This is a genomic window from Dietzia sp. WMMA184, assembly GCF_002441635.1.
In the GTDB taxonomy this organism is placed as follows: Bacteria; Actinomycetota; Actinomycetes; order Mycobacteriales; family Mycobacteriaceae; genus Dietzia; species Dietzia kunjamensis.
The window spans coordinates 3,161,666-3,181,230 of record NZ_NXEI01000001.1 but is presented as its reverse complement, the minus strand read 5'-3'; the positions used below and the strand labels follow the sequence as shown (position 1 = coordinate 3,181,230).

Below are 19,565 nucleotides of genomic sequence, written 5' to 3'. Positions count from 1 at the left end.
GGGCGGGGCTGGGTGATCCGGGCTGACGGTCGGGCGTCAGTTCCCGGACAGGTCGCCGGCCCAGTCGTAGGACTCGAGGAACGGGTCGGGCTCGATCGCCTCGCCGGAGCTCCACACCTCGTAGATCAGGCCGTCGGGGCGGATCTCGCCGACGATCGCGGTCTTGGAGATGTGGTTGTTCTCGCCGTTGATGGTGACGGTGCCCTCGGGGGCGTCGAAGCTGACGCCGTCGGCGGCGTCCTGGATGGCGTCGACGGCGAAGGAGTCCGCCTTCTCGACCGTGTTCTTCCACAGGTAGACCGACGTGTACGCGGCTTCCATCGGATCGGAGGTGACGCGGTTCGCGCCGTACTTCGCCTTGAACGCGTCGACGAACGCGGTGTTCTCCGGCGAGTCGATCGTCTGGTAGTAGTTCCACGAGGTCAGCTGGCCGTCAATATTCGCGGCGCCGATGCCCTGAACCTCCTCCTCGGCGATCGACACGCTCACCACCGGGGTGTCCTCGGCGGACAGGCCGGCGTTGGAGTACTCGCGGAAGAACGCCACGTTGGAGTCGCCGTTGAGCGTGTTGAACACGGCGTCCGGGTTGGCGGTGCGCACCTTGTTGACGATGGTCGAGAAGTCGGTCGAGCCGAGCGGGGTGTAGTCCTCGCCGAGGATCTCGACCTCGTTGGCCTCGGCCCACGCCTTGATGACGCGATTGGCGGTCTGCGGGAAGACGTAGTCCGAGCCCACGAGGTACATGGACTCCACGCCCTGCTCCTTGAGGTACTCCAGGGCGGGGACGATCTGCTGGTTGGTGGTGGCGCCGGTGTAGAAGATGTTCTCCGACGCCTCGAGGCCCTCGTACTGCACCGGGTAGTAGAGCAACGCGTTGGCGTCCTCGACCACGGGCAGCATCGCCTTGCGGGAGGACGAGGTCCAGCCGCCGAAGATCGCGGCCACGCAGTCACTGGTGATGAGCTTCTGCGCCTTCTCCGCGAACACGGCCGGGTCGGAGGCGCCGTCCTCCACCACGGGTTCGATCTGCTTGCCCAGCACCCCGCCCTCGGCGTTGATCTGCTCGATCGCCAGCGCCACCGAGTCACGCACGGTCTTCTCGGAGATGGCCATGGTGCCCGACAGCGAATGCAACGAGCCCACCTTGATCGTGTCGCCGGAGGTGTCCACGCAGGATTCGGCGGCGGCCGCGGCGGTGTCGCCGGTCCGGCTTCCGCAGGCGGTGAGCGCACCCGCACCCAGGATCACGAGGCCGGCGGTGGCCAGTGCACGCCGGGTGCGGATCGAGCGCGGCGTCTGGCTCGCGCGAGCTGTCTTCCCAGAGGAGATGGAGGTGGAGTTCACGTGGTTGACCTGACCTTCACTGACCGGCTGTCGAGTGCTCCCGCGGGCTGCGGGGCTCGAAGCGCGATGTGGATAAAGGTAAGGACATGATGTGAGTCAGCTGAGTCGCCGGCGTTTCGCCACCGTTGCCTCTACCGGCGTTGTGTGAACGCTGTGTTTCTCGTCCACCCCGCGATACAAGTGCGCGGGCGCGGCCGGCTGAGCCCGCACGCCGCTCCTGCGCCTGGGGTTACGCGTCCCCTTCGGCTTGTGATGCCTCTATGTACGCGTACGGGCGGGATGTGCTGGCGGAACGGTCCAGAGAGGGCGCATACCTGGGCGTCGGCGGGCTGGGCGGCGGCCGACGTCTCTCGGGGCCGGCCCGGCTCTCAGCTCTTGCGCAGGTCCGGCGCCGGCGCACCGAGGAGATGGACTCGCGCGGCGGACCAGACGGCGTGCACCGCTGCCTCCACGTTCTCCTGCCCGCGGCCGAGCACCCGCAGCCAGGCGCCGCAGCCATCCGGCAAGGTGCTCACCCCGCAGCGCACAGACCCCTCGGGATCGAGCCGGCCCGCCTGTGTCGCTACGACGCCGGCGGCCGCGTCGGCCGCGTCGCGCATGACCGCCGCGAGCTCCTCCGCCGGGCCGGGCGCCACGACGAACAGGGTCCCGATCGCGTCGGCGTCTCCTGTGACCAGCGGGTGGCCGGCCTCGTCGCGGGTGATGTGGGTGGTGTCCACGGCGAGCAGGGTGCCGTCGGGGCGGGAGATCTCCACGGCCGAGACGTAGGCGGCCACGTCCCAGCTCTCCCCGCGGGCCACGCGTCCGGCGGTGAGGACGTCGCCGGCGATGAGCACGGCGTCCTCGGGCACCTCGGCCCGCAGCCGCTGCTGGAACCTGCTGCCGCCGTACGGAATGAGCGGGTCCGGCAGCCACTCGCACACCGCGCCCTCGCCCAGCGTCAGGGAGACGGTCTGCGTGGCGTAACCGACGTCCATCCGGTGCACCCGGTTCGCGGCCTGCGTGGTGACCAGCGCCTGCGCGCCCTCGGCCAGACGGACCTCCATGTCCAGCCGGTCGCCGCCGACGATCCCGCCGCCGGTCGACATCACGTACACCGTCGGCATCTCGCGGAGGACCGGGTCGATGTACAGCGACCGCATCACCTGCAGCGGCGACTTCTGGAACCGTTCGGCCAGTACCGTGCGGCCGCGGCCGTCCCGGCGGAAGGCCAGGTCCAGCACGCCGACCTTGCCGGGCGAGCCGACGGGCAGCGCGCCGGGCCCGGACTGCGGTCCGGCGGCGACGGCGGGCCACACGAACCCCGGGTCGGCGGCCCGGGTCAGCCGGTCGCTCACCGTGCGGGCAGCAGTTCCACCCGGCGGGACTCGAAGTAGTCGAGCACCTCGGCGATGCCGGTCCCGGAGAGGCAGTCGGTGAGCGCGACGGGCTTGCCCGAGCGGACGCGGTCAGCGTCCGAGGACATGATTCCCAGATCGCAGCGCACGTACTGGGCGATGTCGATCTTGTTGATCACCAGCAGGTCGCACTCGGTGATGCCGGGCCCGCGCTTGCGGGGCATCTTCTCGCCTTCGGCGGTGTCCAGGACGAAGACAAACAGGTCGACCAGCGCCGGCGAGAACGTCAGGGTGAGATTGTCGCCGCCGGACTCGTAGATGAGGGTGTCGACGTCCGGGTGGTCCTCGAGCATCTCCGCCCCCACCGCGAGGTTCATGGTGGGGTCGTCGCGCACGGCGGTGTGCGGGCACGAGCCTGTCTCCACGCCCACCACCCGGGCGGGATCGAGGACTCCGGCCAGGGTGCGGCGGACGTGCTCGGCGTCCTCCTGCGTGTAGATGTCGTTGGTGATGACGGCCGGGGTGCGTCCCCGGGCGATCAACTCCGGGACCAGCGCCTCGATGAGAGCGGTCTTGCCCGAGCCCACCGGCCCACCGATCCCGATCCGCAACACCTGCTGTGCCTCTGCCATGCAACGAACGCTAGTGCAGCCGTGTTTCGGCAGTGTTGCGCGGCGTACGCAGCGCGGCCCTGCCCTCGGCGGGATCCGCCCTGACCTGGGGTGCCCTGCAGCGCACGTTCAGGGCACTCCAGGTCAGAGCGCTACCGGGTACGCAGGTACTCCGGTCAGGAGGGTGGAGGCCGGGTCACGAGGCGAACAGCCGGGCGTCGGCGCGTTCGTGGTGGCAGGACGCCAGGTCCAGCACTGGCGCGAACCCGCCGAGTTCCTCCAGCGACCGGCCCACCGCGGCGTCGGCGACCTCGGCGATCACCGGGGCCGCCCCGCGCACCAGCGCCTGCGCGGTGCGGTGATCGGCCAGTCGCAGCCGCAGCGCGGCCCCCGACAGGCTGATGACCAGCGCGGTGAGGTCGGCGGCCACGGCCTCCCGCTGGCTCAGCCCGCCGCGGGCGTAGACCACGCCCATGACCACCGACTGCGATCCCGGCGAGCGGCGGGCCCGGACGTGGTCGTTCCACGCGGACACCACCGGGTCGTCGAGTAGCTCGGCGGCCAGGTCGAGCACCTGCTTGCCGGTGCGGGTGGCGCCGTCGCGGAACTCGCGGGTCAACCGGGTGGCGTGCAGCCGCCGGTCGATGCGGGTGAGCGCGGCGAGCAGAGCAGCAGTGTCAGTGCAAGCAGGATTGGCGGCCGGCGGCGGGGCGAGCTCGTGGGTCGCCGCCCAGGCGAGGGCCAGCGCGGTCGCCTCGGCCGGGCCAGCGGAATACCGCAGGATCCCGTGCACGGCCTCGGCCACGGACCGCGCCCCGGCCCCGGCGCCGCCCTTGACAGCGCCGCCCTCCACAGCGCCCAACTGCCGGAGCCCCTCGAGCCCGTGCGAGAGCGTGTACATGCCCGAGGGGAACGAGGAGTCGGTGAACTGCAGCGCTAACAGCAGAGTCGCCAGTTCGGCACGACCCGCATCCGGCACACCATCCGGGACGCGGCGGCCCTCGTCGTCGTCGTCGTCGTGGTCGTGGTGGTCGTCGTGGTCGGACATCACGCGAGGTAGTGCAGCTGGGCCAGCGGCAACGTGGTGGCGGGGGCGATGGTGGCGGGCTCGCCGTCGACGGTCACCACGTAGGTCTCGGGATCCACCTCGATCGTCGGGCAGCGGTCGTTGCGGACCATGTCCTTCTTGCCGATCCCCCGGCAGCCACGCACGGGCAGGCACGGCGAGGTCAGGCCCAGCTCCTCGGGCACGCCGGCCTCGATCGCGGCGGCGGACAGGAACGTCACCCGCGTGGACTGCAGCGCCCCGCCGTACGCGCCGAACATCGGGCGGTAGATCACCGGCTGCGGCGTGGGCAGCGACGCGTTGGGATCGCCCATCGGCGCCCACACGATCATCCCGCCCTTGATGATCAACGACGGCTTGGCGGCAAACGAGTCGACCGGCCACAACACGAGATCGGCGAGCTTGCCGGGTTCGATCGAGCCGAGGTGGTCGGCGATGCCCGCGGCGATGGCGGGGTTGATGGTCATCTTGGCGACGTAGCGCAGGACGCGCTCGTTGTCGTTGCGGTCGCTGTCCTCCGGCAGCGGGCCCCGCTCGACGCGGCAGTGGTGGGCGGTCTGGAACGCGCGCTGCCACGACTCCCCGATCCGGCCCATGGCCTGCGAGTCCGACGAGAAGATCGAGATGATCCCCTCGTCGTGCAGGACGGTCTCGGCGGCGATCGTCTCGGCGCGCACGCGGGAGTCGGCGAAGCTCACGTCCTCCGGGATGTCGTGCGACAGGTGGTGGCACACCATGACCATGTCCAGCAGTTCGTCCACCGAGTTCACGGTGTACGGCAGCGTCGGGTTGGTCGAGGCGGGCAGGACGTTGGGCTCGCCGCACACCCGCAGGATGTCGGGGGCGTGGCCGCCGCCTGCGCCCTCGGAGTGGAACGTGTGGATGGTGGAATCGCCGAACGCGGCACGCGTGTCCTCGTAGAAGCCCGACTCGTTGAGGGTGTCGGTGTGGATCGCGACCTGCACGTCGTACTCGTCCGCGACCTCCTGCACGCAGCGGATCGCCGCAGGCGTGGTGCCCCAGTCCTCGTGGATCTTCAGCCCCGCCGCGCCGGCCACGATCTGCTCGACCGCCGACTCGGGCTGCGACGTGTTGCCCTTGCCCAGCACCCCGATGTTCACCGGCAGCCCGTCGGCGGCCTGCAGCATCCGCCCGATGTTCCACGCGCCCGGCGTGCAGGTGGTGCCCTTGGTGCCCTCGGCGGGGCCGGTGCCGCCGCCGAACAGGGTGGTCACGCCGTTGCTCAAGGCTTCCTCGACCTGCTGTGGCGCGATGTAGTGGATGTGGGTGTCCACGCCGCCGGCGGTGACGATCTTGTGCTCACCCGCCACCACCTCGGTGCCGGGCCCGATCACCAGCTCCGGATGCACCCCGTCCTGCAGGTGCGGGTTGCCTGCCTTGCCCACGGCCACGATCCGCCCGTCGCGCACACCGATGTCGCCCTTGACCACACCGAGCACCGCGTCGACGATGATCGCGCCCGTGATCACCAGGTCCAACGCGCCCGACGCCCGCGTGCCCGCCGGGTCCTGCGCCATCCCGTCGCGGATCGCCTTGCCGCCGCCGTAGACGGCCTCGTCGCCGTAGCCGCTGCTGCCGTCGGTGGTCACCGCGTTGTGGTCGGTGGCGATCTCGATCACCAGGTCGGTGTCGGCCAACTGAAGTCGGTCGCCGACCGTGGGTCCGTAGATATCGGTATAGGTGGCGCGCGGGAGCACGGTCGGCGGGCCCTCGGCTGCGGGCACAGCGTCCGGGGCGGGCGCGACCTCGTCGTCGTCGTTGTTGTCGTCGTCGGACCTGTCGGGGCGGTCACACAGGAACCCACGCTCGGCCATCCGCTCCAGCGCGCGCTCGCGCACGGCCGGGTCGTCGAGCGGGCCGTCGACCAACCCGGAGAACCCGTGGCACACGCGCTCGCCCGCGAAGTCGACCAGTCGCACCGTCCGCGTCTGGCCCGGTTCGAAGCGCACCGCCAGGCCCGCGCCAATCGCCAGGTGCCGCCCGTACGCCGCGATCCGGTCGAAGCGCAGCTCCCGGTTGGCCTCGAAGAAGTGATAGTGCGAACCCACCTGGACGGCGCGGTCGCCGGTGTTGGTCACGCGCACCTCGAGGGTCGCGCGGCCGGCGCCCAGCTCGATGTCCCCGTCGCCGTAGAGGTAGTGCACCGAACCGGACATGTGTGGCTCCTGGGGTCGTCGGGGTGGGGTGAGTCGGGGTGGAGTGGCTGGGGTGGCTAGTGGGAGTGGGTGTAGACGGAGCCGTCGGCGGCGACGTGCGAGTGGGCGTACCCGTGGCCGTCCTCGGCGTCGAGGGCGGCGTCGATGCCGTCGTCGCCGTGGTCGAGCCGGTGCACGGCCTCGCGGACGCGGGTGTCGATCACGCTGCGCAGCACGGCCGGGCCGAACAGGTGCTCGCCCTCGCCGGGCAGCTCGAGTCCGGTGACCGGCGCGGGGGCGAGGGTCGCCGAGACCAGCACCGGCCGTCGGCCGCCGAGGGCGCGGACGCGCTCGAGCCCCTCGGCGAGGTCGGGATCGGGTTCGTCGCCGCCGTGGAACGCCACCTCGACCAGGCCGGGCTGCCCGTACTGCCGCGCGAGCCGGGCGAGGCGGTACAGCTCGGCGTCGGCGAACGGGTCGATCGCGCGGCTCACCAGAAGCGCCGAGCACACCGCGCCGTGCCGCCGGATCACCGCGCGCAGGCGGGTGACGAGCATGGTCGCGTCGCCGAGCGGCGCCGCCAATGCCACCGGGCCCATGGAACCAGCGGAGCCCGGGGCGAGCCGTGCGCGGTCGGTGCTGCCCCGGACGTCGCGCAACGTCCGGGAGCAGTCGGCGACCATCGCGGGCGCGCGGCCGAACGTCATGGGGACGACGACGACGACACCGGCACCCTCTCCCGCCGCATCCGGTCCCCCGGGCCTTCGCGCCTGCTCCTCCACCAGGTCGGCCAGGGCGCGGCCCGGCCGTGCGGCGGGGATGCCCAGGTCCGGCATCTGCTCGGACTCCGGGCCCAACGCGAGGACGATCCGGGCGGTCGCCGGGTCGGTGTGCCCGTGGCTGTGTTCGTGGGCGTCGCCGTGCCCGTGGGCGTCGCCGTGCCCGTGGCCGCTCACGCGCTCTGCTCCACCGGCCCGATGGGGTCGTGCACGGTGACGAGTTTGGTCCCGTCGGGGAACGTGGCCTCGACCTGGATCATCGCCAGCCGCTCGACCACGCCGTCCATCACCCGGCCGGCGTCGAGCACCTGCCGACCGAGGTCCATGCACTCGGCGACGGTGCGGCCGTCGCGGGCGTGCTCGACGATCTCCCACGAGATGAGCGCGGTGGCCTCGGGGACGTTGAGCAGCACCCCGCGCTCGAGCCTGCGGCGCGCGACCTCGGCCGCGGTGAACAGGGTGAGCTTGTCCAACTCGCGGGGGGTGAGCTTCATCCTGGGGTCCTCTCGTGCTCGGGCGGCGGCGCGTCGACGCTTCTGAACGCTAGCGACGTTGTGTGTCGGCAGTGTTACTTGGTTCCGACCCGGGCCTTCCTCCCGCCGCGCCCTCGCTGCGCCCTCGCTGCACCCTCACCGCTCGAGCGCCTGACCTGCGGTGCCCTGGGGGCGGCGTGCAGGGCACCGCAGGTCAGGGCGCCGGGGCCGATTGTTACGCCGTGTTACGACTGCCGCGTCGGCGGTGTTCCGGGCCCCTGCCGCTGCGATGATGAGCCCGTGCCCGAGACCACCACACCCCCCGTTTCCTCTGATTCTGCCGAGACCGTCGATCCCGCCGTGAGCGGATTCGATGCCGCGCGCGCAGAGGAACTGATGCCGGTCCTGACCGAACTCTCCGGGTCGAAAACCTGGGCGCGCGCGGTGTTGGAGGGGCGGCCGTACGGCTCCCGCGACGCGCTACATGCGGCGGCCCGGCGGGTGCTCGACGAGCAGAAAGACGCCGAGGTGCTGGCCGCGGTCGACGCGCATCCGCCGATCGGCGCGGGCTCGGGCGGCGCGGGCGGCGGCGCAGACACGGGCGCGCCCCGGGAGGTCGGTCAGGCCTCGGCGCGGGAGCAGAGCGCAGCCGCCACCGCGGACGCCGAGCTCGCGCGCCGGCTCGCCGAGGGGCAACGTCGGCACGCCGAGCACTTCGGCCACGCGTTCCTCGTGTGCGCGACCGGGCTGTCGGCCCGGGACATCGTGGCCGAACTCGACCGGCGGATCGACCTCACCCCGGCAGAGGAGCTCGCGACCACCCGTGACCACCTGGCCGCCATCAACGCCCTGCGGCTGGACCGACTGCTCGAGACCGGAGCCCTCTGATGTCGCTGAGCACCCACGCCCTGGACACCGCCACCGGCACCCCGGCGGTCGGCCTGGGCTACCGGCTCACCGACTCCGCTGGCACTGACCTCGCCTCCGGGGTCACCGACGTCGACGGCCGGGGCCCCGATCTGGCGCAGGTCGAGGTCGGGGCCGGGGTGTACCGACTGGCCTTCGACACGGGCGGCTATCACCGGGCCGCCGGAGTGAGCGGCTTCTACCCGGAGGCGGTGGTGTGCTTCGAGGTGACGGACCCGGCCGCGCACCACCACGTGCCGCTGATCCTGTCGCCGTTCGGGTACAGCACCTACCGCGGATCCTGAGGCGCGGGGCTCTCCGACGCTCTGACCTGCGGCGCCCTGCACCGGGCCTGCAGGGCACCCCAGGTCAGCGCCGGTCAGCGTCCGATGCCCCGCCGGGCGCACTGCTCGCGCAGATCCGCGGCCAGGGCCCGCTCGTCGGCGGTGACGAGCTCGAAGTCCCGCACCACCACCTGGCCGCCCACCACCACGTGGCGGGGCCGGCGCCCGGGTGCGGCCCACAACAGTCCTCGGATCGGATCCGCGACGCCGGCGTCCGCGACCCCGCTGACGTCCCACACCACCAGATCCGCCGCCGACCCCGGGGTGAGCCGGCCCAGTTCGGGGCGCCCCAGGCCGTCGGCGCCGCCGGCGGTGATCATCTCCAGCACCTCGAGCGCGTCCAGAGGCCTACCGGCGAGCGGGGCGACCTGTATCGCCAGGCGCGCGTCGGCCAGGAGGTGTCCGGCGTCGTTGCTGCCACCGCCCGAGGTCCCGAGTCCCACGGTCACCCCGGCGTCGCGCAGTCGGGCCACCGGCGCCACGCCCCACCCCATCGGAAGATCGCAGGCCGGGGCATGGGTCGCGGTGACCCCGCTCCCGGCGATCGACGCGATCTCGGGGTCGGTGATGTCGCAGAGGTGGGCGAGGGTGACGTCGGGGGCGAGCCAGCCCCACTCCTCCAGCAGGTCCAGGGGGCGACGGCCGTACAGTTCGGCGGCCCGGGCCACGTCGACCTGCTCGTTGGCCTGGGTGCGCCGCCGCAGACCGAGCCGGCGCGCGACCTCCCCCATGGCGGCGAAGGTCGCGGGCCCGTCTGCGTGCACACCCGACGGCCCCACGGCCAGCTGGCGCATCCCGTCGGCGGTGGTCCCGCCGGACGCGCCGGGCAGGTGCGCAGCGTGGATCGCCTCGACCGACGCCGCTGCGGCATCCGGGTCGTCTCCGGCGTTGCCGCGGACGAAGGCCAGTCGCGATCCCAGCGCCTGCGCGCCGGCGTACGCAGCACCGGCGATCTGCATGGGGTCCGCGCCCGCCGGCCAGGTGAGGTGGTGGTCGGCCACGGTGGTGACGCCGCACAGCAGTGACTCGGCCAGCGCCACGCGGGCGGACAGTTCGACCAGCTCATCGTCGACCCGCGCGGCGACGTAGGCCTCGCGCATCCGGGCCAGCCACACGGCCATCTCCACGCCGCGGGTACCGGGCAGGGTGCGGAACGCGCTCTGCAGCAGGTGATGGTGGGCGTTGACCAGGCCCGGGGTGACGACGCCGCCGTCGGCGTCGAGGGTCTCGACCACGGCAGCGCCGTCGGGCGCGGCGGCAGCATCGTCCGGCGCGGCGGCGATCCGCCCGTCCACGCACTCCACCGTGGCGGCGACGCCGGACTCGAGCCCCGGCGACCAGACCGCCGAGGCACCGGTCACCCGCAGCACCCGCGCGCTCACGCGCGGCCGCCGGTCGACACGGCGGCGGACGGGGTCCGGCCCGTCGCCGCGGGAGACCCGCCGTCGCGCGGCGCGAACGACCTCATCCACACCAGGTCCGGGGTCAGGGGGATGAGGTCCTGCCGGACTCCGGTGGCCCGCCGGACCGCGATCCCCACGGCCGCGGCGACCGGGCAGTACGGGGCCTCGGACATGGACTTGGCGCCCAGGACGCCCTCGGGCTCGACGGTGTCGGCGAAGAACACCTCGGTGCGCGGGACGTCGCCCATGCGGGGTGGGTGGTAGTGCCGCAGGGTCGCGTTGGTGACCGCGCCGGTCTCGTCGAGCATCACCTGCTCGTACAGCGCCGCCCCGAGGGCCTGGGCGACGCCGCCCTCCACCTGCCCCCTCAGCTGCTGCGGGTTGAGGACCCGCCCGGCGTCGACGGCGTGGACGCTGTGCAGGACCTTCACCGTCCCGGTGTCGGGGCACACGGCCACCCGCACGCCCTGCACGGTGAACGCGGCCTGCCGACCCAGCCCGTCGGCGCACCCCTCGGCGGACACCGGCAGGTGGGCTCCGGCGCGGAGCAGCTCGGCGACCCGGGTTGCCGCGCGGTACAGGGCGCGCCCACCGACCACGGTGCCGGCGGAGCCGAACGCACCCGTGTCGTGGGTGAGCAGGGCGGTGTCGGACGCGTGCAGGACCACCGAGTCGGACGGCACGCCCAGCGCCTCGGCGACGATCTGGGTGTGCACGGTCGCTGTGCCGTTGCCGAATTCGGCCGTGCCCACGTAGGCGTGCACGGTGCCGTCGGCGGTGATCTCGACGCGGGCCGAACCGTGGTGGCCCCCGGGCGGATTGGTGGCGATCATGCACAGCGCGATCCCGGTCCCCTCCGCCCACCCGGGCGGCGCGGTCTCCCCGCGACCGGAGGCCAGGGCCCCTGCCACCAGGTCCAGGCAGTGGTCGAGTCCGTAGGAGGACAGGGCCAGCTCGTCGTCGTCGCCCGCGGAGCTCACCAACGCGTCACCCGGGCGCACCACGTTGCGCCGCCGCAGCTCCACGGGGTCCAGCCCGGCGGCGTCGGCGAGTTCGTCCAGCGCGCTCTCCAGGGCGAACCCCACCTCCCCCAGCCCGTACCCGCGGAAGGCCCCCGACGGCACGGTGGTCGTGTAGACGGCCTCGGCGGTCACCCGCTTGGCCGGGCAGCGGTACAGCTCCACGGACTCGGTGATGGAGTGGAACATCACGCCCGCGGAGTGGCCCCCGTAGGCGCCGGCGTCGGACAGCACGTCCAGCTCGAGAGCGGTGAGCCGGCCGTCGTCGTCGCAGGCCACGGTGACGGTGGTGCGGTACGGGTGGCGCACGGTGGCGGAGGTGAACTGCTCCGCGCGCGAGTACTCCCACACCACGTCGCGGCCGGTGCGCAGGGCCGCGAGCAGGGCCAGGTCCTCGACGATCATCTCCTGCTTGGCCCCGAACCCGCCGCCCACCCGCGCGGCGTGGACGCGCAGCTCATCGCGGTCGAGGCCGAAGATCCACGCCAACTCGTCGCGCACGAGGAACGGCACCTGGGTAGAGGAGCGGATGTCGAGCGACCCACCGCCCCGGGGCCCGCCGTCGACGTGCCGCACGATCACCGCGTGGGTCTCCAGGTGCGTGTGCTGGACCCGCGAGGTGCTCCACGTGCCGGTCACCGTGTGCGCCGCGCGGGCGATCCCGGCGTCGACGTCGCCCACCTCGCCGAACCAGTCGGCCACCACGTTGCGCGCGGGGTCGGCGATCCGGGACTCCGGACCCTTGTCGCCGTGGATCGCCGGCGCTCCGGGGGCACGCGCGGCCTCGGGATCGAGGACCGACGGCAACACCTCGTAGCGCACCTCGATCAGCTGGCAGGCCCGCCGGGCGAGTGCCTCCGACTCGGCCACCACCGCCGCCACGCGCTGACCGTGGTAGCGCACGACCGGGTCGAGCACGCGGGTGTCGTCGGGATCGTCGGTACGCCGCTGGTGGCGGGCGGTGGAGAACAGGACGTCGGGGTCGTCGTGGTGGGTGAGCACGGCGACCACGCCGTCCATCGCGAGGGCGCGGGAGGCGTCGATCGACACGATGCGGGCGTGCGCGTGCGGGGAGCGGAGCACCGCGAGATGCGCGCAGCCCGTCAGGTCGGTGTCCAGGGTGAAGGGTTCGGCGCCGCGCACCACGCGCTCGGTGGCCGGGGCGGCGACCGGGCTCCCGATCCCCCCGGCGGCGCACGCATTCCGGGCGCCGTCGAGGGCGTCCTCGACCGCCCGGTAGCCCGTGCAACGGCACAGGTTGCCCTTCATGGCGGCGATCCTCGGCGCCGGCCCGCCGTCCCGGGCGCACGGCGCGTGCCCCAGCCCGGTGACCGTGGTGACCATCCCCGCCGTGCAGAACCCGCACTGGAACCCGGCGGCGCGGGCGAACGCGGCCGGCACCTCGTCGGGCACCCCGGCGGCGGTGCGGACGTCGGCGCCCTCGGCGCGGTGCGCGGGCAGCACACAGGAATGGGTGGGCACGCCGTCGACCAGCACGGAACACGCACCGCAGTCGCCGGTGTCGCAGCCCTTCTTCACCGCGTGCACCCCCGACTCGCGCAGCAGCGTCCGCAGGCACTGCCCGGGGCGCGGGTCCAGGTCGTGGGCGCGTCCGTCGACGGTGATCAGCATGGTGCCTCCCGGTAGATGGGGTGGGTGAGTTCGGCGACGACGGCGAGGGCCGCGATCCCCGCCACGTGACGCCGCCAGCTCGGATCGCCCTGGGGGTCGTCGTGCCAGCGGGGCAGGTCGCGCACGGCGGCCTCGGCCTCGCCGGCCGTGGGGGGCCGGTCCCAGGTGAGCACCTCCGGGGCGGGCACTGCGGCGGTCACGACGAGCGTGCAGCGGCCGCCGGGGTCCAGTCGCCCGGTGACCAGGGAGCCGGAGCGGCCGCTGGGCACCAGCGAGTGCCGCCGGACCGCGTAGCGCGCCCGGCTCGCCGACGCGGGGATGACGAGCGCGCGCAGGATCTCGCCCGGGGCCAGGCAGGTGCGGCCCTGGCCCACCACCACCTCGGCGGCGGGGACGGTGCGGGTGCCGCCGTCGGGGGTCCAGATCTCGGCGATCGCGCCGAGCGTGCAGGCGGCGGCGGTCCCGGCGCCGGCGGGCAGGGCCGCGCAGAGGTTGCCTCCCCAGGTGCCGCGGCCCCAGATCTTCCACGAGGCGAGCAGGCAGGAGAACGCGTCGTGGAGGAACGGGCGCAGGGGCGCGGTGAGCGGGTGGTCGAGCACGGTCCGCAGCGTGGCGGTAGCGGCGACCCGCAGGCCGCCGTCGGGCAGCGGTTCGACGTCGGGCCAGCGCAGGTCGAGCAGGTCCACGAGCGCGGTGACCGGTGTGGTCTCCCCCGGCGGGGCCGCGGCGCCGGCCGGGTGCAGGTGCGCCTCCCCGTGCAGGGCGGTCCCGCCGGCCAGGGCCGTGGCGCCGGCGAGCAGGGCCGCGTGCGCCTCGTCCCGGCTGCGCGGTCGGTGGAGTGCGGTGACGCTGACCAGGTCCACCGCCCTCACCCCGCCCGGGCCAGCAGCCGCCCGCGAGCGGCCACCACGTCGCGGGCCACGGCGTCGGTGTCGACGGTGAGCACGCGCCCGTCGGCCACCACCCGGAGCCCCTGCACCCACACCCCGGCCATCGGCGGGCGGGACCCCAGGACGAGCGCGGCCACCGGGTCGTCGATCCCCGCGTGGGCCGGGGTGTCCAGGCGCCACAGTGCGACATCGGCCTGGTATCCGACGGCCAGCCGCCCGATCTCACCCTCCCGCCCGAGCGCGCGGGCACCGTCCACGGTGGCCATCCGCAGCGCCGTCCGCACGTCCATCGCCCGGGGCCCGCGGGTGGCGCGGGCGAGCAGGAGCGCGGTGTGCATCTCTTCCCACAGCACGCCCGACTCGTTGCTCGCCGAGCCGTCCACGCCCAGCCCCACCGGGATCCCCGCGGCGAGCATGTCCGGGACGCGGGCGATGCCGGCGCCCAGGCGGCCGTTGGAGACGGGGCAGTGCGCGGCCGCCATCCCGCCGGCGGCCATCGCGGCGATCGCCGGGTCGTCGAGGTGCACGGTGTGGGCGAACCATACGTCCGGGCCCACCCAGCCCACCGACTCCATGTACTCCATCGGCGTGCTGCCGAAGCGTTCGCGGCAGAATTCCTCTTCGTCGTCGGTCTCGGCCAGATGGGTGTGCAGGCGCACGCCCCGCTCGCGGGCGAGCTCGGCGCTGGTGCGCAGCAGGTCGCCGGTCACGGAGAACGGTGAGCACGGCGCCACGGCGATGCGGCACATCGAGTCGGGGCCCGCGTCGTGGAAGCGGTCGATCACGTCGGCGGTGCCGGCGAGGATCGCGTCGATGCCCTCGACCACGGAGTCCGGCGGCAGCCCGCCCGAGCTGCGGCCCAGATCCATCGACCCGCGGCTGGGGTGGAAGCGCAGCCCCACCGTCGCGGCCGCGTCGATCTCGGCGGCGAACACGTCCCCGGCGTCGGCGGGCACCACGTAGTGGTGGTCCGTGGTGGTGGTGCAGCCGCCGAGGGCCAGGTGCGCGAGCCCACCGAGGGCGGCGGTGCGGACGTCGTCGGCGTCGATGCCCGCCCACACCGGGTACGAGGCGGTGAGCCACTCGAAGAGCGTCGCGTCGGCCGCGAGCCCCCGGGTGAGCCACTGGTACAGGTGGTGATGGGTGTTGATCAGGCCCGGGGTGGCCAGACAACCCGTGCCGTCGACACGTTCCGCGCCGTCCGGAACGAGCGCCGGATCGCACGGCCCCTCCCCCACCGCGGTGATCCGGCCGCCTTCGAGCAGCACGTGGCCGGCGGTGTACTCGGCGCCGACGCAGTCCCCGTCCCCAGCCCCGGCCCCAGCCCCGGCCATGGTCGCGACCGCGCAGTTCTCGATGAGCACCGCCGCGGCTCCGGAGGTCATGCCCGCACCAGGCCCGGCGTGAACGCCGGGGTGAACCCCCGCGCCCGGGCCGAGCGGATCATGCGCTCGGTGAGCTGGGCGTCGGCCTCGTCGGCGAGCGGGTGCAGGCTGCGCGCGCCCTCCGCCACCAGTCGTCCGCCCACGTAGACGTGGGTGAGATTGCGCAGCGAGCACGCCAGGACGTACGTGGCGACGGGGTCCCAGATCGGTCCGGTGGCCGGGGACGTGGGGTCGACGACGACGAGGTCCGCGTGCTTTCCCACCTCCACGCTGCCCACCCGGTCGGACAGGCCGAGGGCGTCCGCGGCCCCGAGGGTGTGCATCCGCAGGACGTCGCGGGCGGCCAGCACCGCGGCGTCGGAGTGGACGGCGCGCTGGGTGTACAGGCCGATCCGCATGTTCTGGAACGGGTCGGACACGTCGGTGCAGGACTGGTCGTCCAGGCCCATCCCCACGCGGATGCCCGCGTCCCGGTACCGGGTGATGTCGGCGATGCCGGAGCCCAGCCGGCCGTTGGAGGTGGCCTGCCAGATCACGGCGGAGTCGGTCTCCGCGACCCGGCGGACCATGTGGTCGGTGGGGTGGACGAAGTGGCCGAACGCGAAGTCGGGGCCCAGGACCCCGGCGCGGTCGTACCAGTCGAACTTGGCCCGCTGTACCTCGAGGTGTTCGGCGGTCTCGACGAAGTGCGCCTGGTTGCCCACGCCGTGGGTGGCCATGGCGTGACGCTCGCGCTCGGCGGTGACGGGCGACGACGACCACTGCACCGACCCGAACACCGACCCGCCCAGGTCCAGCTCCCGGGGGACGGTGCGCAGCCGGTGCTCGGTGACGTGGGCGAACGCGTCGAAGCACTCGGCCTCGGGCAGCTGCTCGTCGTCGAGGCGGGTGGAGGTGAGGCACCGGAGACCGGAGTCGGCCTGGGCGTCGACTTGCCGGGTGAGGAAGTCGATGTCGTGGACCCGCTCGGCGACCAGGGTCGAGGTGAAATGGTCGAACACCGCCACCACCCGGCTCTGGGTGAAGTTGTAGGCGCTGGTCACACCGTTGCGCAGGAAGTCCAGGCAGCCGGCGAGGGTGAACCAGTACAGGTCCTCGGCCTCCGCCCCGACCATCATCTCGCCCAGCGTCGACACCCAGCCGTAGAGCGTGTCGTCGGGGGCGGTGCCGCGCATCCCGGCGGTGAACAGGTGGCTGTGCGCGGAGACGAACCCGGGGGCGAGGATGGCGCCGCCGAGGTCGTGGACTTCGCCCGGCAGGCCGGGCGGCGGGTCGCCGGGCCCGAGTCCGGCGATGAGGCCGGCCTCGTCCACGTGGACCCAGCCGTGGAACCAGGCGGGCGCGGCCGGGTCCGCGGACACGGGCAGGACCAGCGCGTCGGTGAAGGTGATCATGGGTTCTCTCGTTCTCTCGTGTGTCAGCCCGGAAGTTCCTCGGCCCGCCACCGCTGCCCGTCCGTCACGAAGCGGCGCCGATGGGAGGGCTCGTCGCGTCCGGCGGCCCAGAAGGTCACGGACCCGGGCCGCAGTCGCATGCCCAGCCACGTCTCGGGCGGCTGCGCCGGCGACGGGCCGAACCGCTCCACCGCGGCGGCCCACACCCGGCGTCTGCCCGGCGGGGCGAGTTCCGCCGTCGCTTGGTCGTTGGTCCAGGCCAGGAGCTTGAGGTACTCGCTGCGGGAGTGATAGCTCGCCAGGTGCTCGTCCCGATCGGTCGGCTCGGCCACGCCGGTGACCGTGAGTTGCCGCGTCCGGTCGGCGGACACCACGACCAGCGTCGCGCGCGGGTCGGTGGCCAGGTCCAGGGCCTTCTGGGACCGCGAATCGGTGTGGAACGTGGGCCCGTCGGTGGTGGCCCCGGAGACCAGCAGGTGCCGACAGTGCGGGGTCCCGTCCGGGCCGACCGTGGCCAGGACCCCCAGCGGCGGATCCGCCGGGTCGATCGCCAACCACGCGACCATCGCCTCCAGTGGATCGTCGGTGGAGCCGGGCATGGTGACCACGGGCATCTCGACGGCGGTCACCGTGCACCTCCCGTCACGGTGGCCGCGGCGGTGACGGTGGCCGCGGCGGACACCCCGCGCGCCGGGTCGAACTCCTCGATCTCCGCGAGCGCGGCGGCCACGGTCTCCACGTGATCGGCCACCAACCGCCGGCCGGTCTCGGCGTCGGCCCCGGTGGGGTCGCCGATCACCCCGGTGTCGGACAGGTCGTCGGCCAACCAGCCGAACCGCACGGGGCCGGTGAACCCGATGTGCTGGCACTCGGCGATCCCCGCGGGGACCCTCGCCTCGGCCGCCGACATGTCGACGAGCTCGGGGTGCAGGTGCAGCATCATTGACGTCTCCGCCCACCCGGCGTGGATTCCCATGCCCAGCTCGGTGGGACCCGGGACCGCACGCCCGGCGTAGAGGAAAGTGCGCAGCCCGAAGCGGCGGCGCAGTTCGCGCAGCGCCACCTCGAGCAGCGCCGAGTTGCCGCCGTGGCAGTTGACGAACAGCACCCGGGTGAACCCGCTGGCCCGCAGTGCCGAGCCGAGCTCGACGACCTCGCGCATCAGCGTCTCCCCGGAGATCCACAGCGCCCCGGTGAGGTTGGCGTGTTCGTCGCTCTTCGTATATCCCAGCGCCGGCATGAGCCAGGCGTCGACGCCCGCTTCCGCCGCGGCGGCCACCGCGTGGGCGGCCACGTGCTCGGCCACGAGGAGGTCGGTCGCCAGCGGCAGGTGCGGACCGTGGGGTTCGATCGCCCCGGCCGGGATGACGGCGACGGGGTCACCGCATCCGACCCGGCCCGCCTCGACGGTCGTGAGTTCGGCGTAGCGCCGCTGCGGCCCGATCACGCCTCCCACCGCCCGGGGTTGAGCAGGCCGAACGGGTCGGTGCGGGCCGCCAGCGCGCGGACGGCCTCGGTGCCGTGGTCCACGCGGTACTGGTGCGGCGAGTGCACGCGCACCCCCAGCTCCTCCAGCTCAGGCACACCCGCGTACGCGGCCTCCGGCGAGATGTAATGACCGTTGAGCATCCCGAACATGCGCCCGTGTCCCGCCTCCAGGTGCAGGGTCCCGCCCGGGTAGACGGCCTCGACCTCGTCGAGGCGTTCCACCAGGGCGTCACCCTGGCACTCCATGTGGAACCAGGTGTCCGGCTCGGCCTTCTGCAGCCAGTGGGTGGGGTGGTTGTAGGACAGGGTCGAGACCTTGATCGTCTCGTTGACGCCCGTGCGGACCGCCTCGACCACTCCCCCTGCGGCGTCGATGATCGCCCGGACCTCGTCCACCGCGGCGGCGTCGACGATCGCCCGCAGGCTCGCCCGGCCGGCGGGGATGGCCGCGTCGGCGGGCAGGCACGAGGAGACGTGGGCGCCGTCCGCCGAGCACAGGCGCGGCGCGGGCTCGACGAGGTGGACCCGCCGTACCGCGGCGAACGCGTCGTGGTGGTCGTCGAAACTGGCGTACACGCACCGCCAGTCCTGCAGCGGTTCGATCCGCACCGTGGCGCGCACGATGATCCCGGCGACCCCGTAGGTGTGGACGAACGGCTGGGCGTCGGCACCCTCCAGGTGCACGATCTCGGCGTCCTCGTGGGCGAAGACCACGTCGAGCGCCTCGACGAACCCCTGGTGGTTGCGGCCGTGCACGATCGTGCCGGTGCCCGCCGACCCGCCGGCGAGGAACCCGCCGAGGGTCGACTGCACGGTGGACGGGTACATCCACAGCTGACTGCCGTGGTGGGAGGCCAGACGCTTCTCGAGGGTCAGCATGCGGACCCCGGCCTCGGCGGTGACCACGCCCGCCCCCGTGTCCACGTGGTCGACGCCTCGCAGCGCGGTCAGGTCCAGGACCAGCCCGCCGTGCAGCGGGACCACCTGGCCGTAGTTGCCGGTGCCCTTGCCCCGGGAGGTGATGGGCACCCGTCGGCGGACGGCCGCGCGGACCACGGCGGGCACCTGCTCCACGTCCGTCGGCCGGCACACCACCTCGGGCCGGCCGATCGGCCACTGCGCCCGCAGGATCGGGCTGAGGTAGGACCCGTCCACCGATGCCTTGTCCAGGGAGCGGTCGTCGGTGTGCACGGCATCGGGACCGAGCAGGTCGAGCAGGTCGTCGACCAGGCCGGCGACGTCTGCGGTTGATCCGGGCGATCCGGTGGGAGTGGCGGGTGCGGTGGAGGTCGCGGTCACGAGGGGCTCCGATCGGGTGCGGGGGCGGCGGGAACTGAA

Annotated in this window: 17 protein-coding genes; 2 read left to right on the top strand and 15 right to left on the bottom strand. The window is 73.4% G+C overall.

Features of this window, described 5'->3' with window-relative positions; genetic code table 11:
• Nucleotides 1-36: 36 nt before the first annotated feature.
• The 7 genes from urtA to CK206_RS14590 form a co-directional block, all read right to left on the bottom strand.
• On the bottom strand, nt 37-1,284 hold the full coding sequence (gene urtA / locus CK206_RS14620; protein WP_096907488.1) for an urea ABC transporter substrate-binding protein: 1,248 nt from the start codon (nt 1,282-1,284) through the stop codon (nt 37-39).
• 428 nt (nt 1,285-1,712) lie between these two features.
• The gene (locus CK206_RS14615; protein ID WP_254050608.1) at nt 1,713-2,681 is read right to left on the bottom strand and encodes an urease accessory protein UreD; all 969 of its coding nucleotides are present in this window, start codon (nt 2,679-2,681) and stop codon (nt 1,713-1,715) included.
• Entirely contained in the window at nt 2,678-3,313 is a 636-nt protein-coding gene (ureG, locus tag CK206_RS14610) for an urease accessory protein UreG (RefSeq protein WP_061228858.1), read from the bottom strand. Before ureG ends, CK206_RS14615 begins: the two co-directional genes overlap by 4 nt.
• Before the next feature lie 175 nt (nt 3,314-3,488).
• A complete protein-coding gene (locus CK206_RS14605) occupies nt 3,489-4,340 on the bottom strand; it encodes an urease accessory protein UreF (RefSeq protein ID WP_096906823.1) in 852 nt (283 codons plus the stop codon).
• On the bottom strand, nt 4,340-6,535 hold the full coding sequence (gene ureC, locus CK206_RS14600; RefSeq protein WP_096906822.1) for an urease subunit alpha: 2,196 nt from the start codon (nt 6,533-6,535) through the stop codon (nt 4,340-4,342). The genes CK206_RS14605 and ureC overlap by 1 nt, the downstream gene beginning before the upstream one ends.
• A gap of 56 nt (nt 6,536-6,591) precedes the next feature.
• Nucleotides 6,592-7,470: a cobalamin biosynthesis protein CbiX gene (locus tag CK206_RS14595; RefSeq protein ID WP_096906821.1), complete on the bottom strand. Its 879-nt coding sequence runs from the start codon at nt 7,468-7,470 to the stop codon at nt 6,592-6,594.
• Nucleotides 7,467-7,787, bottom strand: coding sequence for an urease subunit gamma (locus CK206_RS14590; RefSeq protein WP_067713537.1), 321 nt, complete (start codon nt 7,785-7,787; stop codon nt 7,467-7,469). The genes CK206_RS14595 and CK206_RS14590 overlap by 4 nt, the downstream gene beginning before the upstream one ends.
• 339 nt (nt 7,788-8,126) lie before the next feature.
• Here CK206_RS14590 and CK206_RS14585 point away from each other — a divergent pair, with 339 nt between their 5' ends.
• Together CK206_RS14585 and uraH are read left to right on the top strand one after the other, a co-directional pair.
• Complete coding sequence (locus CK206_RS14585) at nt 8,127-8,654, top strand: 2-oxo-4-hydroxy-4-carboxy-5-ureidoimidazoline decarboxylase (RefSeq protein ID WP_143337742.1); 528 nt, start codon at nt 8,127-8,129, stop codon at nt 8,652-8,654.
• The gene (gene uraH / locus CK206_RS14580; RefSeq protein WP_067713539.1) at nt 8,654-8,977 is read left to right on the top strand and encodes a hydroxyisourate hydrolase; all 324 of its coding nucleotides are present in this window, start codon (nt 8,654-8,656) and stop codon (nt 8,975-8,977) included. Before CK206_RS14585 ends, uraH begins: the two co-directional genes overlap by 1 nt.
• Nucleotides 8,978-9,051: 74 nt before the next feature.
• On the opposite strand, the gene CK206_RS14575 is transcribed toward uraH, so the two are convergent.
• The 8 genes from CK206_RS14575 to CK206_RS14540 are packed head-to-tail and all read right to left on the bottom strand — an operon-like array spanning nt 9,052 to nt 19,526.
• Nucleotides 9,052-10,398: an amidohydrolase family protein gene (locus tag CK206_RS14575; protein WP_096907487.1), complete on the bottom strand. Its 1,347-nt coding sequence runs from the start codon at nt 10,396-10,398 to the stop codon at nt 9,052-9,054.
• Entirely contained in the window at nt 10,395-13,070 is a 2,676-nt protein-coding gene (locus CK206_RS14570) for a molybdopterin cofactor-binding domain-containing protein (protein WP_254050607.1), read from the bottom strand. The genes CK206_RS14575 and CK206_RS14570 overlap by 4 nt, the downstream gene beginning before the upstream one ends.
• Nucleotides 13,064-13,933: an FAD binding domain-containing protein gene (locus CK206_RS14565; protein WP_159981156.1), complete on the bottom strand. Its 870-nt coding sequence runs from the start codon at nt 13,931-13,933 to the stop codon at nt 13,064-13,066. The genes CK206_RS14570 and CK206_RS14565 overlap by 7 nt, the downstream gene beginning before the upstream one ends.
• A gap of 5 nt (nt 13,934-13,938) precedes the next feature.
• Nucleotides 13,939-15,345, bottom strand: a complete 1,407-nt coding sequence (locus CK206_RS14560) for an 8-oxoguanine deaminase (RefSeq protein WP_096906818.1) — start codon at nt 15,343-15,345, stop codon at nt 13,939-13,941.
• Nucleotides 15,342-16,739: an amidohydrolase family protein gene (locus CK206_RS14555; protein WP_096906817.1), complete on the bottom strand. Its 1,398-nt coding sequence runs from the start codon at nt 16,737-16,739 to the stop codon at nt 15,342-15,344. The genes CK206_RS14560 and CK206_RS14555 overlap by 4 nt, the downstream gene beginning before the upstream one ends.
• A gap of 23 nt (nt 16,740-16,762) precedes the next feature.
• On the bottom strand, nt 16,763-17,368 hold the full coding sequence (locus tag CK206_RS14550) for a pyridoxamine 5'-phosphate oxidase family protein (RefSeq protein WP_096906816.1): 606 nt from the start codon (nt 17,366-17,368) through the stop codon (nt 16,763-16,765).
• Nucleotides 17,365-18,195 (bottom strand): creatininase family protein, encoded by an 831-nt coding sequence (locus CK206_RS14545; RefSeq protein WP_096906815.1) that lies wholly within the window; start codon nt 18,193-18,195, stop codon nt 17,365-17,367. Before CK206_RS14545 ends, CK206_RS14550 begins: the two co-directional genes overlap by 4 nt.
• On the bottom strand, nt 18,183-19,526 hold the full coding sequence (locus CK206_RS14540; protein WP_096906814.1) for an FAD-binding oxidoreductase: 1,344 nt from the start codon (nt 19,524-19,526) through the stop codon (nt 18,183-18,185). The genes CK206_RS14545 and CK206_RS14540 overlap by 13 nt, the downstream gene beginning before the upstream one ends.
• Nucleotides 19,527-19,565 lie beyond the last annotated feature (39 nt).